This window comes from Denitratisoma sp. agr-D3 (assembly GCF_054658675.1).
This window is the reverse complement of sequence record NZ_BAAGIA010000004.1, coordinates 282,338-297,684: the sequence shown is the minus strand read 5'-3', so window position 1 is coordinate 297,684 and position 15,347 is coordinate 282,338. Positions and strand designations below refer to the sequence as shown.

At 61.8% G+C, this 15,347-nt stretch carries 10 protein-coding genes; all 10 read left to right on the top strand.

All coding sequences use genetic code 11. The features are described from left to right. The first annotated feature begins 11 nt into the window (after positions 1-11). The 10 genes from cphA to ACYQ2U_RS13170 all read left to right on the top strand — a co-directional run bounded on the left by cphA (position 12) and on the right by ACYQ2U_RS13170 (position 15,314). Positions 12-2,585: a cyanophycin synthetase gene (cphA, locus tag ACYQ2U_RS13215; RefSeq protein WP_459950847.1), complete on the top strand. Its 2,574-nt coding sequence runs from the start codon at positions 12-14 to the stop codon at positions 2,583-2,585. Positions 2,586-2,800: 215 nt separating this feature from the next. Then, on the top strand, positions 2,801-3,478 hold the full coding sequence (locus ACYQ2U_RS13210; RefSeq protein WP_459950846.1) for a TetR/AcrR family transcriptional regulator: 678 nt from the start codon (positions 2,801-2,803) through the stop codon (positions 3,476-3,478). Positions 3,479-3,525: 47 nt separating this feature from the next. Further along, complete coding sequence (locus tag ACYQ2U_RS13205) at positions 3,526-5,874, top strand: acyl-CoA dehydrogenase (protein WP_459950845.1); 2,349 nt, start codon at positions 3,526-3,528, stop codon at positions 5,872-5,874. Between the two features lie 12 nt (positions 5,875-5,886). Further along, on the top strand, positions 5,887-7,164 hold the full coding sequence (locus ACYQ2U_RS13200; RefSeq protein WP_459950844.1) for an acetyl-CoA C-acetyltransferase: 1,278 nt from the start codon (positions 5,887-5,889) through the stop codon (positions 7,162-7,164). A gap of 1 nt (position 7,165) precedes the next feature. Then, complete coding sequence (locus tag ACYQ2U_RS13195; RefSeq protein ID WP_459950843.1) at positions 7,166-9,118, top strand: 3-hydroxyacyl-CoA dehydrogenase NAD-binding domain-containing protein; 1,953 nt, start codon at positions 7,166-7,168, stop codon at positions 9,116-9,118. Positions 9,119-9,177: 59 nt separating this feature from the next. After that, positions 9,178-10,455, top strand: coding sequence for an OmpP1/FadL family transporter (locus ACYQ2U_RS13190; protein ID WP_459950842.1), 1,278 nt, complete (start codon positions 9,178-9,180; stop codon positions 10,453-10,455). A gap of 62 nt (positions 10,456-10,517) precedes the next feature. Beyond that, positions 10,518-12,908 carry a 3-hydroxyacyl-CoA dehydrogenase/enoyl-CoA hydratase family protein gene (locus ACYQ2U_RS13185; protein WP_459950841.1) on the top strand — a complete coding sequence of 797 codons (2,391 nt, stop codon included), beginning with the start codon at positions 10,518-10,520 and terminating at the stop codon, positions 12,906-12,908. A 125-nt stretch (positions 12,909-13,033) separates the two neighbouring features. Beyond that, complete coding sequence (locus ACYQ2U_RS13180; RefSeq protein WP_459950840.1) at positions 13,034-14,233, top strand: acetyl-CoA C-acyltransferase; 1,200 nt, start codon at positions 13,034-13,036, stop codon at positions 14,231-14,233. Positions 14,234-14,247: 14 nt separating this feature from the next. Next, a complete protein-coding gene (locus tag ACYQ2U_RS13175) occupies positions 14,248-14,748 on the top strand; it encodes a DUF4442 domain-containing protein (protein WP_459950839.1) in 501 nt (166 codons plus the stop codon). Continuing rightward, positions 14,745-15,314 (top strand): chalcone isomerase family protein, encoded by a 570-nt coding sequence (locus ACYQ2U_RS13170; protein WP_459950838.1) that lies wholly within the window; start codon positions 14,745-14,747, stop codon positions 15,312-15,314. The genes ACYQ2U_RS13175 and ACYQ2U_RS13170 overlap by 4 nt, the downstream gene beginning before the upstream one ends. Positions 15,315-15,347: the final 33 nt, after the last annotated feature.

Below are 15,347 nucleotides of genomic sequence, written 5' to 3'. Positions count from 1 at the left end.
AGGAACACATCATGGAAGTTTCCCGTACTCGTGCCCTGCGCGGTCCCAATCTGTGGAGCCGCCACACCTCCATCGAGGCCATCGTTTCCTGCGTTGGCAATGAGTTGAACATCGACAACCTGGAAGGCTTTGAAGCCCGCCTGCGCAATCGTTTTCCCGAAATCGGCCTGCTGACACCGGCCCACCACAACGAGCCCATCTCCCTGGCCCACGCCCTGGAGTTCGCCACCCTGGGTCTGCAAGCCAGCGCCGGCTGCCCGGTGACCTTCAGTCGCACCACCCAGACCGTGGAGGTCGGGACTTTCCAGGTGGTGGTGGAATACACCGAAGAGGAAGTGGGGCGTCTGGCCTTCAAGCTGGCCCAGGCGCTGGTCCTGGCCGCCCTGGAGGACAAGCCCTTCGATCTGGACGATGCCTTGCATCGCCTGCGCGACCTGGACGAGGACGTGCGCCTCGGCCCCTCCACCGGTTCCATCGTGGATGCAGCCCTGGCCCGGGGCATTCCCATCCGCCGCCTGACCCAGGGCAGCCTGGTGCAACTGGGCTGGGGCAGCAAGCAGCGCCGCATCCAGGCTGCCGAAATGGACTGCACCAGCGCCATTGCCGAATCCATCGCCCAGGACAAGGATCTGACCAAGCAACTGCTCCACGCCGCCGGTGTGCCGGTGCCCATCGGACGCTCGGTGGTGGATGCGGACGATGCCTGGGCCGCCGCCCAGGAAATCGGCCTGCCCGTGGTGGTGAAGCCTCGGGACGGCAACCAGGGCAAGGGCATTTCGGTCAATTTGCACACCGAGGCCGAAATCAAGGCCGCCTACCTGACGGCCATCGAGTTCCGCGACGACATCATGGTGGAACGTTACCTGCCGGGCCAGGATTACCGTGTCCTGATCGTGGGCGACAAACTGGTGGCCGCCGCGCGCCGGGAGCCGCCCCAGGTGATCGGCGACGGCACCCACACCGTGCGCGAACTGGTGGAGATCGTCAATAGCGACCCCCGTCGCGGCGAGGGTCACGCCACTTCCCTGACCAAGATCCGTTTTGATGACATCGCCCTGGCGACGCTCTCCAAACAGAACATGAGCGCCGACACCGTGCCCGAACGGGGCGCCCGGGTAATTCTGCGCAACAACGCCAACCTGTCCACCGGTGGTTCCGCCACCGACGTCACCGACGACGTGCATCCCGAAGTGGCCGCCCGTTGCGTGGCCGCCGCCAAGATGGTGGGTCTCGATATTTGTGGTGTGGACGTGGTCTGCGACACCGTGCTCAAGCCCCTGGAAGTGCAGGGCGGCGGCATCGTGGAGGTGAATGCCGCCCCTGGCCTGCGTATGCACCTGGCGCCGTCCTTCGGCAAGGGCCGCAATGTGGGCGAGGCGGTGATTTCCACCATGTACGCCGACGGTTCCGACGGGCGTATTCCCGTGGTGGCCGTGGCCGGCACCAACGGCAAGACCACCACCGTACGCCTGACCGCCCACCTGATGGGCCAGGACGGCAAGCGGGTCGGCATGACCGGCACCGACGGCGTGTACATCCAGGGCCAGCGCATCGACACCGGCGATTGCAGCGGACCCAAGAGTGCCCGCAACGTCTTGCTGCACCCCCATGTGGATGCAGCCGTGTTCGAAACTGCTCGCGGCGGCGTGCTGCGGGAAGGCCTGGGCTTTGACCGCTGCAACGTGGCCATCGTCACCAACATCGGCATGGGCGACCACCTGGGGCTGAACTACATCAGCACCGTGGAAGACCTGGCCGTGGTGAAGCGGGTAATCGTGCAGAACGTGGCGTCCAACGGCACCGCCGTGCTCAACGCCGCCGATCCCAGCGTGGTCAAGATGGCTGCTTCTTGCCCCGGTTCCGTGACCTTCTTCGCCCGGGACGTGCACAACCCCATCATGGCTACCCACCGTGCCCAGGGCAAGCGGGTGGTCTTTGTGGAAAACAACGAGATCGTCTGCGTCGAAGGCACCTTCTCCGAGCGCATTTCCCTGCACGATGTGCCCCTGACCCATAACGGCAGCATCGGCTTCCAGGTGGAAAACGCCATGGCCGCCACGGCGGCAGCCTGGGCGCTGGGGATTGACTGGAAGCTGATCCGCAAGGGCCTGGCGACTTTCGTCAATGACGCCCAAAGCGCTCCCGGTCGCTTCAACCTGTTCAGCTACAAGGGCGCCACCCTGATCGCCGACTACGGTCACAACCCGGATGCGATTCAGGCCTTGACCAATGCCGTGGAGTCCATGTCCAGCAAGCGCCGGGCGGTGGTCATCAGCGGGGCAGGGGATCGGCGTGACGAGGACATCCGCCAGCAAACCCAGATTCTGGGGGATGCCTTTGACGACGTGATCCTCTATCAGGACGCTTGCCAGCGGGGACGGGAGGACGGCGAGGTGCTCGCCTTGCTACGCCAGGGCTTGGAAAAAGCCAAGCGCACGCGGCATGTGGAGGAAGTCCGCGGTGAGTTCTTGGCCATCGACACGGCCCTTGAGCGTCTCCAGTCCGGTGACTTGTGCCTGATTCTGATCGACCAGGTGGAGGAGGCTTTGGCCCACATCGCCATGCGGGTCAGCCAAGCGGGGTGATTTTTCCCTATTTCTGGGCTTTCCCTCTCTAGAAGGGCCGCGTTTGCGGCCCTTTTCTTTTGCTGCTTGCCGCCATTGTTGGGATGGTTCTGCCACGCTTCATTTGCAGAGAAGAGGGGGCTTTTCCTGCCGTTATCCCCTGCGCAAAAAATACTTGCTTTCTAAAATAATTCGTCTATAGTTCAAACGTTCGTTTTAATTCTTCAGCCAAGCCCATGGAAGTCTCCGTCAGCGAAACCCGGGAAAGAATTCTGGACAGTGCCGAGCGACTGTTCATGGAATTCGGCTACGAAGGCACCTCGACCCGCATGGTCACTAGCGAGGCCAAGGTGAATCTGGCGGCGGTGAACTACCACTTCGGCAACAAAGAGTCGTTGATGCAAGCGGTGCTTCGCCGTCGCTTGGCGATTTTGAACCAAGAACGGATGCGGGCCTTGGACGAAGCCGAGGCGCTGGCGGGGGGCAAGCCCTTGAAGCCTTCCCAGATCGTGGATGGTTTCTTCGGCACCTTGCTGCGCATGGCGGAAGACAAGAGCAAAGGGGGTGAGACCTTCCAGCGCTTGATCGGGCGTTGCATGACCGAGCCGGCGAACTTCATTCGTACCTTCCTGGCCTCGGAATACGCCGATGTGGTGGAGCGTTACAAGACGGCCCTGTTCCGCGCCCTGCCGGATGTACCCAAGGCCGAAATCGTCTGGCGCTTCCACTTCATGCTGGGCGCCACCTCCTACGCCATCGCCGGCACCGATGCCTTGCAATTGGTGACCGACTGGCAGGTGAACGAGGACGAGGGAACCCAGGCCGAGAAGCTCCTGCCGCGCCTGATGTCCTTTCTCCTCGGCGGTCTGCGCGCGCCTTTGCCCACGGCGGCCAAAGGTAGCGAATCCCAATGAAGACTTCTTTTTTCCACTTTTGTTGATCGTCCCGAAAGGAAACGACCATGAACCCACTTCTCCTCACCGCAGCACTGATTCTGGCGCTGCTTGTCGGTCTGATCCTGGTGCGTCCCCTGCGTCGCTCCTTGATCAGCCGGCCTCTTTTTTCGATCTACAAGGGCATCCTGCCCCAGATGTCCGATACCGAAAGGGAAGCCCTGGAAGCCGGCACCGTCTGGTGGGAGGGGGATTTGTTCCGCGGCAAGCCGGACTGGAACAAGCTCCATGCCTATCCTCAACCGAAGTTGCGGCCCGAGGAACAGGCCTTCATGGACAACGAGGTGGAGGAAGCTTGTCGTTTAGTGGATGACTGGAAGGTTTCCCAAGAACTTTACGACCTGCCCAGCGATGCCTGGAGCTACATCAAGAACAAGGGCTTCCTCGGCCTGATCATTCCCAAGCGCTATGGCGGCCTGGAATTTTCGGCCTTCGCCCATTCCCAGGTGATGACCAAGCTATCTACCCGTTCCTCGGCCCTGGCGGTGTCCGTCATGGTCCCCAATTCCCTCGGTCCCGCTGAACTGTTGCTGCATTACGGCACCGAAGAGCAGAAAAACCATTATCTGCCCCGCCTGGCCAAGGGACAGGAAGTCCCCGCCTTCGCCCTGACCAGCCCCTGGGCCGGTTCCGATGCGGCCGCCATTCCTGACTTTGGCGTGGTCTGCAAGGGTCAGTGGCAGGGCAAGGAAGTGCTGGGCATGCGCGTCACCTGGGACAAGCGCTACATCACCCTGGCTCCGGTGTGCACCATTCTCGGTCTGGCCTTCCGTCTCTACGATCCCGACGGCCTGCTCGGCGACAAGAAGGATCTCGGAATCACCTGTGCCCTGGTGCCCCACGATCACCCCGGCGTAGACGTGGGTCGCCGTCACTTCCCGCTGAACGCCGTGTTCATGAACGGTCCGACCCGCGGCAAGGACGTGTTCATGCCCCTCGATTTCATCATCGGCGGACCCGCCATGGTCGGCCAGGGCTGGCGCATGCTGATGGAGTGTCTGGCAGCCGGTCGTTCCATTTCCCTGCCTTCCTCCAACACCGGCATGGCCAAGCTGACGGCCCGCACCGTCGGCGCCTATGCCCGGGTTCGTAGTCAGTTCAAGATGGCCGTCGGCAAGTTCGAAGGGGTCGAAGAGGCCCTGACCCGTATCGCCGGCTACACCTACACCGCCGACGCGGTGCGCGCCATGACCGCTGGCGCGGTGGATCTGGGCGAGCGGCCCTCCGTGGTCTCCGCCATCGCCAAGTACCACGTCACCGAACTGGCCCGGCAAGTGGTCAGCGACGGCATGGACGTGCTGGGCGGCAAGGGAATCTGCCTTGGTCCCTCCAATTTCCTCGGTCGCGCCTACCAGCAGGTGCCCATCGGTATCACCGTGGAGGGCGCCAACATCCTGACGCGCAGTCTGATCCTGTTCGGCCAAGGTGCCATCCGTTGCCATCCCTATGTGCTCAAGGAAATGCAGGCCGCCCAGAATCCCGACGCCGCCAAGGGGCTGAAGGATTTCGACGAGGCCCTGTTCAGCCACGTGGCCTACACCATCGGCAATGGCCTGCGCGCTGCCTGGCTGGGACTGACCGGCGCCCGTCTCAACGGGACGCCAGCCAAGGTCGCCGCCGAGACCCGTCGCTACTATCAGGTGCTGAACCGCTATTCCGCTGCCTTCGCCTTCCTCGCCGATGTGGCGATGCTGACCCTGGGTGGCGATCTCAAGCGCAAGGAAAAGCTTTCCGCCCGCTTGGGGGATGTGCTGTCCCAGCTCTACCTGGTCTCCACCGTGCTCAAGCGTTACGAGGACGAAGGTCGTCATGCCGCCGATGCGCCGCTGATGCATTGGTCCATCCAGCAAGCCCTGCACAAAACCCAATTGGCCTTCGACGGCATCCTGGCCAACTTCCCTGGCGGTTTGCTGCCTGCCGTGCTGCGTCGGGTGCTGTTCCCCTTCGGCGCCGCCAGCAAGGCCCCCAGCGACAATCTGGGCCACGCCATTGCCAAGCTGCTGATCGCGCCCTCGGCCACCCGTGATCGTCTGACGGGCGGGGTCTTCGTGCCCAAGACCGAGGATGAGGCGGTGGGCGCCGTGGAATTGGCCTTGCAGGCCACCATTGACGCCGAACCGATCGAGGCCAAGATCCGCGAAGCCGAGAAGAAGGGCCTGTTCAAGGGCAACCCCATCGCCAACGTGCGCGACGTGGCCATCGCGGCGCGGGATGCGGGCGTGGTCACCTCCGCTGAGTATGCCGTGTTGGAACGGCGCAATCATCTGCGGGACATCGTGATCCGTGTCGACGACTTCCCCTTCGACTTCGGCGTCGCCTCTGCCCTCAAGCGAGACGCCCTGCGCTTGGCCGCCTGATTCGGAGACAGCATGAAACCCATTTACATCATCGACGGCGCCCGAACCCCGTTCCTCAAGGCGAAGAATGGCCCCGGCCCCTTCGCTGCCGCCGACCTGGCGGTGCAGGCGGGCAGGGCGCTGCTGGCCCGGCAACCTTTTGCCCCCGAGGATCTGGACGAAGTGGTCCTGGGCTGTGCCAGTCCTTCCCCCGACGAAGTGAACATCGGTCGCGTGGCTGCCCTGCGCATGGGTTGTGGCCAAAAAGTGACCGGTTGGACCGTGATGCGCAACTGCGCCTCCGGCATGCAGGCCCTGGACTCCGCCATGGCCAACATTCATTCTGGTCGTTCCCAACTGGTGCTGGCCGGTGGTGTCGATGCCCTGTCGCGGGCCCCCTTGCTTTACGCCGATGCCATGGTGCTGTGGTTCGCCGGCATGATGCAGATGAAAACCCTGGGCCAGAAAGCCGCCCATTTCTTCAAACTCAAGCCCGGTGTGCTGCTGTCGCCCGTGATCGGTCTGATGAAGGGCCTGACCGACCCCGTGGTCGGCTTGTTGATGGGGCAAACGGCGGAAAACCTGGCATGGCGCTTCGGCCTCAGCCGGGACGCCATGGATGAGTTCAGTGTCCGTTCCCATCAGCGTTGTGTGGCGGCGAAGGAGCGCGGTGCCCTGGGTGAAATCGTGCCGTTGATCGACGCCAAGGGCAATGTTTATGCCGACGATGACGGGGTGCGTGCCGATGCCAGCATGACTGGCTTGGCCAAGCTCAAACCCTTCTTCGACAAAAAATATGGTCGGGTGACGCCAGGGAACAGCTCCCAGATCACCGACGGCGCTGCCTGGTTGTTGTTGGCTTCCGAGGAGGCGGTCAAGCAGTGGCATCTGGACCCCATCGGCCGCATCACCGACGTGCAATGGGCCGGTCTCGACCCGGCCCAGATGGGGCTTGGTCCCGTCCATGCCGCCACGCCGATTCTGCAACGTCAGGGCCTGGGGCTCGACGATCTGGACCTGTGGGAAATCAACGAGGCGTTTGCCGCCCAGGTGCAGGGATGCATTGCCGCCTGGCAAGATGACGATTACTGCCGCAAGGAACTGGGCCTGCCCGGCGCCCTGGGCAAGCTCAACGAAGACAAGCTCAATGTGGATGGGGGCGCGGTCGCCCTGGGCCATCCGGTGGGGGCCTCCGGTGCGCGCATCGTGCTGCATCTGGTCCATGCCCTCCAGGCAAGGAATCTGAAACGGGGCATTGCCTCCATTTGCATCGGCGGCGGCCAGGGCGGCGCCATGATGGTGGAGGTCTGAGATGAACATGAACGATATTCCGCAAAAAAACGGTCAGCAGTGGCAGCATTGGCAGTTGAGCCGGGACGAGCAAGGGATCGCCTGGCTGGTGTTGGACAAGGCCGGTGAAAATGCCAACTCCCTGTCCAAGGCTGTCATGGCCGAGCTGGGCAGCGTGCTCGACCATCTGAACACCCACCCGCCCAAGGCCCTGGTGATCCGCTCCGGCAAGGACGCCGGTTTCATCGCCGGTGCCGACATCGGCGAATTCGATGAATTGCAAGGCACCGATGCCGCCAAGGCCATGGTGGCGCGGGGCTGGCATTTGTTCAACAAGCTTGCCGCCGTTCGCTATCCAACCCTGGCCCTGGTTCGCGGTCATTGCCTCGGCGGTGGACTCGAACTGGCCCTGGCTTGCCGTACCATCCTGGTGGTGGACGAACCCGGTACCCGTCTGGGGCTGCCGGAAGTAATGCTGGGCATCTTCCCCGGTTGGGGCGGCATGCTGCGCCTGCCGCAGCGGGTCGGTCCCTCCGCCGCCCTGGACATGATGCTGACCGGCAAAACCATCGACGCCAAGCGTGCCAAGCGCATGGGACTGGCCGATGAGTGCGTTCCTCCCCGGGTGATGGAATCCGCTGCTCGCATGCTGGCGCTCAATCCTCCTGCCCGTCGTCCCTTGCCGTTGATGCAACGCTTGCTCAACGGCCCATTGAAGGGCATCGTTGCCAGCCAGGCCCGCAAGCAGGTGGCCCGGCGTGCTCGCCCCGAGCATTACCCCGCTCCTTACGCAATCATCGATCTGTGGTCAAAGCATGGCGGTAACGCCGTGGCCGCCACGGAAATCACCGAACGTATCGTTGCTTCCAGCACGGCGCGCAATCTGGTGCGGGTGTTCCGCTTGCAGGAACGACTCAAGTCCTTCGGCAAGAGCGATGCCGTTGGCGACTTCAAGGTTCGCCGCGTTCATGTGGTGGGCGCTGGGGTCATGGGGGGCGACATCGCTGCCTGGTGCGCCCTGCGCGGCCTGACCGTCACCTTGCAGGACCAGGACATGGCACGCATTGCGCCGGCCATGAAGCGGGCCTATACCCTGTTCGGCAAGCGCATTCGCGACAAACTGCTGTGCCGCGCCGCCATGGACCGCCTGATCCCCGATCCCGAGGGGCAGGGGGCTCGTCATGCCGATGTGATCATTGAGGCTATTTTCGAGAATCTGGAAGCCAAGCAAGCCCTGTTCAAGAAGTTGGAGTCCATGGCCCGACCGGACGCCTTGATTGCGACCAATACATCCAGCTTGCGCATCGAGCAAATCCGCGAGGCGATGATCCATCCTGAGCGGCTGCTGGGCATCCATTTCTTCAATCCGGTATCCAAGATGCCCCTGGTGGAAGTCGTCGGCGCAGCAGGCACCGATCCGGTGGCCCTGGCCCGTGCCGCCGCTTTCGTCCGCACCATCGACCGCCTTCCCCTGCCGGTGAAAAGCGCTCCGGGCTTCCTGGTCAATGCCGTTCTGGCGCCCTACATGCTCGAAGCCATGCGTTGCGTGGATGAAGGTATCTCCCCGGAAACGGTGGACGAGGCCGCCTTGGCCTTCGGCATGCCCATGGGGCCGATCGAACTGATCGATACCGTCGGTCTGGATATCGCCATGGCCGCCGGCAAGCAATTGGGCGGCACGACCGAAGTGCCTCGCTGCCTGGAGGAAAAAATCAGCCAAGGCGATCTCGGTCGCAAGAGCGGCCGTGGTTTCTATGCTTACCCGAATGGAAAAGCGAAGAAATCCCCTGCGGCGGCCGTACCGAAGGGTTTGGCCGAGCGCTTGGTCACTCCGCTGATTGAGCGAAGCCACAAATTGGTGGAGGAGGGCATCGTCGCCGATACGGACTTGGCCGATGCCGGCGTAATCTTCGGTACAGGCTTTGCCCCTTTCACCGGCGGTCCGTTGAATTACCGCAATGCGGCCAGGACTTGAGAATAAATCGTTGTAACCCTGTAGTTGTTGTAGCCAAAACCAATAGGAGGAGTGGAAACATGAAACAAATGCAAAAACTAATTCCGGCCATGATCGCCACTGCATTTGCCGGTACAGCCGGTGCAGCGGGTTTTCAATTGCTGGAGCAAAACGCCAGTGGTATCGGTAATGCGTATGCTGGTTCTGCTGCGGTTGCCGAGAATGCCAGTACGATTTACTTCAATCCGGCGGGCATGACCCAACTGCAGGACCGCGAGTACTCGGTCGGTCTGACTGCCATCCAGCCCAGTTTTCAGTTTAAGGATAATGGCTCCAGTGCAGGTGTACTGACGGGTAGTGGAAGTGATGCTGGTCAGTTGGGGGTAGTTCCCAATGGTTATGTGTCTTGGACGTATAGCCCAAAATTGAAATTCGGTATTGGCTTTGGTGCACCATTTGGTCTGATGACCAAGTATGACGAAGCGTGGCTCGGTGGTGCTCAGTCCATGAGCTTTGACGTCAAAACATTTAACATCAATCCTTCAGTTGCTTACGAGGTGAATGACAGCGTTTCGATTGGTGGTGGTCTCAACTGGCAGAAAATCGAAGCCGAGTACAAGCGACTTGTTGGCGTTGCCGCTACTAGCCTCGCTTCAACAACGCTGAAAATGAGTCTGCGGGATGAGGCTTTCGGTTGGAATGTGGGGACACTTTTTAAGTTGTCACCTGCCACCAAGTTGGGTTTGTCTTATCGTTCCAAGATCAAGTACAACGTGACTGGGCAGGTTGATGCAAGCGGACCCCTCACATCCACGTTGGCTGGCAATGGATCATTAAGCAATGTAAAGGCAGACCTGGAGCTTCCTGACACCTTTATTGCCAGCTTGACTCATCAACTCAATGAAAAGTGGGAGCTTCTCGGGGACGTGTCCTGGACTGGCTGGAGCAGTATTCCGAAGATCGACATCATTCGAACCTCTGGTTCCCAAGCGGGAGCAACCGCACAAACCCTGGATACCAACTTCCGAGATACTTGGCGTGTTGCTTTGGGCGGGACTTATAAGTATTCCGATGACTGGAAGCTCAAGCTCGGTATTGCTTACGACCAAACGCCAGTAAAGGGTGAGGCGACTAGGTTGGTTTCTCTGCCCGACAACGATCGCCTGTGGCTGTCAGTCGGTGGTCAGTGGAAGGCAACCAAGGAATCCACTTTGGATGTCGGCTTGACCTACTTGTATGTCAAGGATGCCAAGATCAATAACAACCAGACAACCGCAAATCCTAGTCGTGGCCAAATCACCGGCACCTACGAGGATAGTGGCTGGATTCTCGGCGCGCAATACTCCTCCCGCTTCTAATCTCTTCTGACCCATGGGAGGTTTCTCGGCGAGAAACCTCCCTGCCAAGAAAGCCCCGATTCATGCAAAAACTCATCGTCCGCAAAGCGGCCGTGCTCGGTGCCGGCGTCATGGGCGCCCAGATCGCTGCCCATCTGGCCAATGCCGGTGTCCCCGTGCTGCTCTACGACCTGGCCGCCAAGGAAGGCCCCGCCAATGGCGTGGTGCTCAAGGCTCTTGCCGGGCTCAAGAAACTGGATCCGGCACCGCTGTCTTCGCCGGAAAAACTGGCCGGCATCACGCCCGCCAACTACAACGAACATCTCCCCCTGTTGCAGGATTGCGACCTGGTGATCGAGGCCATCGCCGAGCGCATGGACTGGAAGCTGGACCTGTACCAGAAGATCGCTCCCCATCTGCGGGCCGGCGCCATCGTCGCCTCCAACACGTCCGGCTTGTCCATTAATGCCCTGGCCGATGCTTTGCCCGCCAGCCTGCAAGCCGATTTCTGTGGCATCCATTTCTTCAATCCGCCGCGCTATATGCACCTGGTGGAAATCATCGCCACGCGCCACAGCGCACCGGCCATGCTGGACCAACTGGAAACCTGGCTCACCAGCCGCCTCGGCAAGGGCGTGGTGCGGGCCCTGGATACCCCGAATTTCGTCGCCAACCGGGTGGGGGTATTCTCCATTCTCGCCGTGATGCACCATACCGCCCGCCTGGGGCTGGGTTTCGACACCGTCGATGCCCTGACCGGTCCCAAGATCGGTCGTCCCAAGAGCGCTACTTACCGCACCGCCGACGTGGTGGGGCTGGACACCCTGGCCCACGTGGTCAAGACCATGCAGGACACGCTGCCCGGCGACCCCTGGCATGGTTACTTCAAGAGCCCCGAGTGGTTGCAGGCCTTGATCGCCAAGGGGGCACTGGGTCAAAAGACCAAGGGCGGCATCTTCCGCAAGGCCGGCAAAGAAATCCAGGTGTTGGACCTGGCGGCCCAAGACTATCGGACCTCCGCTGGCGAGATCGCCGACGAAGTGGCGGCCATCCTCAAGATCAAGTCGCCTGCTGAAAAGTTTGCGGCCCTGCGTGCCAGCAGCCATCCCCAGGCCGAGTTGCTCTGGAGCATCTTCCGCGACGTGTTCCATTACTGCGCCGTGCAGTTGGAATCCATTGCCGACAATGCCCGGGACGTGGACTTCGCCATGCGCTGGGGCTTCGGCTGGGCCCAGGGGCCTTTTGAAACCTGGCAGGCCGCCGGTTGGCAGGAGACTGCCCAAGCCATCGCCGCCGACATCGCTGCCGGCAAGGCCATGAGCAACACGCCTTTGCCCGCCTGGGTGCTGGAAAAGGATCGTGTCGGCGTTCATGCTGCCGATGGTTCCTGGTCCGCCAGCCAGAAGTCTCTGCGGCCCCGTTCCACACTGCCGGTCTATCAACGCCAGTTGTTCCCTGAAAAAGTGCTGGGCGAAGCCCCGGCCAACAAGGGGGAAACCCTGTGGGAAAACGAAGGCGTGCGCCTGTGGCGTTTGCCCGAAGTGGATGGCCGCATCGCCATCATGTCCGTTACATCTAAGATGCACACCCTGGGTAACGAGGTGCTGGACGGTCTGATCGCCTCCGTGGCCCGAGCCGAACAGGAGTTCGACGGCCTGGTGATCTGGCATGAAGCCCCCTTCGCCGTGGGCGCCAACCTGGCCCAGGTGGGTGAAGCCATCGCTGCTGGCCAGTTCGACTTGCTTGAGTCCGTGGTGGCTAAGTTCCAGCGGGCCTCCCAAACTCTCAAATACGCTCAGGTGCCCACCGTAGCGGCCGTGCAGGGTATGGCACTGGGTGGTGGCTGCGAGTTCGTCATGCATGCCAGCAAGCGGGTGTTGGCCCTGGAAAGTTACATCGGTCTGGTGGAAGCGGGCGTCGGCCTGATTCCCGCTGGCGGCGGCTGCAAGGAATTTGCCCTGCGTGCTGCCCAGATGGCAGCCAAGACCGCCACCCCGGGAGAGGTGTTCAACTTCTTGCAATCGGTGTTCACCAACATCGCCATGGCCAAGGTGGCCAAGAGTGCCCACGACGCCGTCAGCATGGGCTTTGCCCTGGCGTCGGACACGGTGTTGTTCAACGCCCACGAGTTGCTCTGGGTGGCCATCCGCGAAGCCCGTGCCATGGCCGATGCCGGCTATGCGCCGCCGCTGCCGGCCAAGGACATTCCCGTTGCCGGTCGCAACGGTATCGCCACCTTCGAGATGATGCTGATCAACATGAAGGAAGGCGGCATGATTTCCGCCCACGACTACCGGGTTGCCCGTGATGCCGCCATCGCTCTGTGCGGTGGCGAGGTGGAAACCGGGACCAAAGTGGACGAGGAGTGGTTGCTCAAGGTGGAACGACGCCTGTTCATCGAACTGCTCAAGCACCCGCTGTCCCAGGCGCGGATCAAGCACATGCTGGAGACGGGCAAGCCGTTGCGCAATTGATGCGCAACAGCCTGTCCCGCCTCCAGCGATCTGGCAGTTAAGCCCCCACCCCCTAGCCCCCGCCCGGGCGGGGGTAACGAAATCGGAGCTTCGCGGTGCGAAGCTCACAAGTGAGGAGACACGCAATGTCCCGACAGATTCAAGACGCCTACATCGTTGCCGCGACACGCCTGCCCACGGCCAAGCGCAACGGTTTTTTCCGCACTACCCGGCCCGACGACATGCTGGCCCATGTCATCCGTAGCGCCGTGGATCAGGTGCCCGCCATTGATCCGGCCTTAATCGGCGATGTCATCGTTGGTTGCGCCATGCCCGAAGGAGAGCAGGGCATGAACGTGGCCCGTATTGGCCTGCTGCTGGCCGGTTTGCCCCAGAGCGTGCCTGGCATCACCATCAATCGTTTCTGCTCCTCGGGCCTCCAGGCCGTGGCTGATGCCGCTGCCAAGATTCGCCTCGGCGAAGCCGACGTGATGATCGCTGCCGGCACCGAGTCCATGAGCGCCATGCCCCAGATGATGGGCAACAAGGTTTCCCTCAACCCGGCCGTTTTCGCCAAGGAAGAGAACGTCGCCATTGCCTACGGCATGGGTTTGACTGCGGAAAAAGTCGCCAACCAGTGGCAGATCAGCCGCGACGAGCAGGACGCCTTCGCTGTCGCCTCCCACCAGAAGGCCTGCGCCGCCATCGCTGCCGGTCATTTCAAGGCCGAGATTTCTCCCTACACGGTGCGCAGCCACCAGCCCGACTTTGCTTCCGGTGCGGTGCGGGTGGTGGAACGCCTGGCCGAGGACGATGAAGGCCCCCGTCCCGATTCTTCCCTGGAAGGGCTGGCCAAGCTTAAACCCGTGTTCGCCGCTCGGGGTTCCGTCACGGCTGGCAACAGCTCCCAGATGTCCGACGGTGCCGCCGCCGTGGTGCTGGTGTCCGAGAAGATGCTCAAGCAATACAACCTGACGCCCCTGGCTCGTTTCGTCGGTTTCGCCGTGGCCGGCGTGGCACCGGAGATCATGGGTATTGGTCCCATTGCGGCCATTCCCAAGGTTCTGGCCCAGACCGGTGTGAAGCAGGACGACCTGGACTGGATCGAGCTCAATGAAGCCTTCGCCGCCCAGGCCCTGGCCGTGACCAAGGAACTGGGGCTGAATCCGGAACGCATCAATCCCCTCGGCGGCGCCATCGCCCTGGGCCACCCCCTGGGCGCCACCGGTGCCATCCGTACCGCCACCCTGGTGCACGGCCTCAAGCGCACCGGTGGTCGCTACGGCATGGTGTCCATGTGTATCGGCACGGGCATGGGGGCTGCGGGGGTGTTCGAGGTTCTCTGATGAAGCCGCAATGGTTGGCCAAGCTGCCGCCCCGTTGGCAGGCGTGGATGATGAAAGTCGGATTCAATTTTCATCCCGCCTTCCGTGGGACCGGCGGTCGGGTCGAATATGTGTCCCCGGCGCTGGACCACATCCGGATTCGCTTACCCCTCACCTGGCGTACCCGCAACGTGGTGGGCTCCATCTATGGCGGCTCTTTGTTCGCCATCACCGATGGTCCCCATCCTTCCATGTTGATGGTGGCCTTGGGCAAGGATGTGATCGTCTGGGACAAGGCTGCCAGCATCCGTTATCGCAAGCCGGGGCACAGCACCTTGACCGCCGATTTCCGCATCACGCCGGAAGAAGTCGACACGGTGCGCCGCATTCTGGCGGAGGAGGGGGAAACTGACCGGACCTATACCGTGGAAATCAAGGACCGGGGCGGCCACGTTCATGCCATTGTGGAACGCACCGTTTATATCGCCGCGAAGCATCACTACAAAAAGAAAAAATCTGGAGGAGGTTCACCATGAAAAAAACGCTACGACTGCTTGTACTCACCAGTGCATTCGCTTTGGCCGGGGCTGCCTGGGGCACCGAGGTGGCTGGTGTCAAGGTGGAAGAGAAAAGCACGGCGGCGGGACGGGAGTTGGTCCTGAATGGCGCCGGCTTGCGTACCCGCTTGTTCTTCAAGGTATACGTTGCCGCCCTGTACGTGCCACGCAAATCCTCCACGGCTGCCGTGGTGCTGGAGTCCTCCGAGCCCGCCCGCATCAGTCTGCGGCTGATGCGGGACCTGGATGCCGACACCCTATACGGTGCCATGCGCGATGGTCTCGCCCCTAATCTGCAAGAAGGCGAAATGGCAACGATGCAGGTTTTCCTCGATGCCCTGGCCGGCCTGATGCGCCGGATCGGCAATATCCGCAGCGGTGATACCGTTACCCTGGATTTTCTGCCCGATGGCTTGACCGTTTCCCTCAATGGCGAGAGCAAGGGCACTATCCCCGGCGGGAAAAACGCCCGGCGCTTGTTGACCATTTGGTTGGGGGATCGTCCGGTGGAAGAAGGATTGAAGAAAGCATTGCTGGGCAACTAAGCGCACTGGCAAGCCAATAAAAAACAAAGAGGA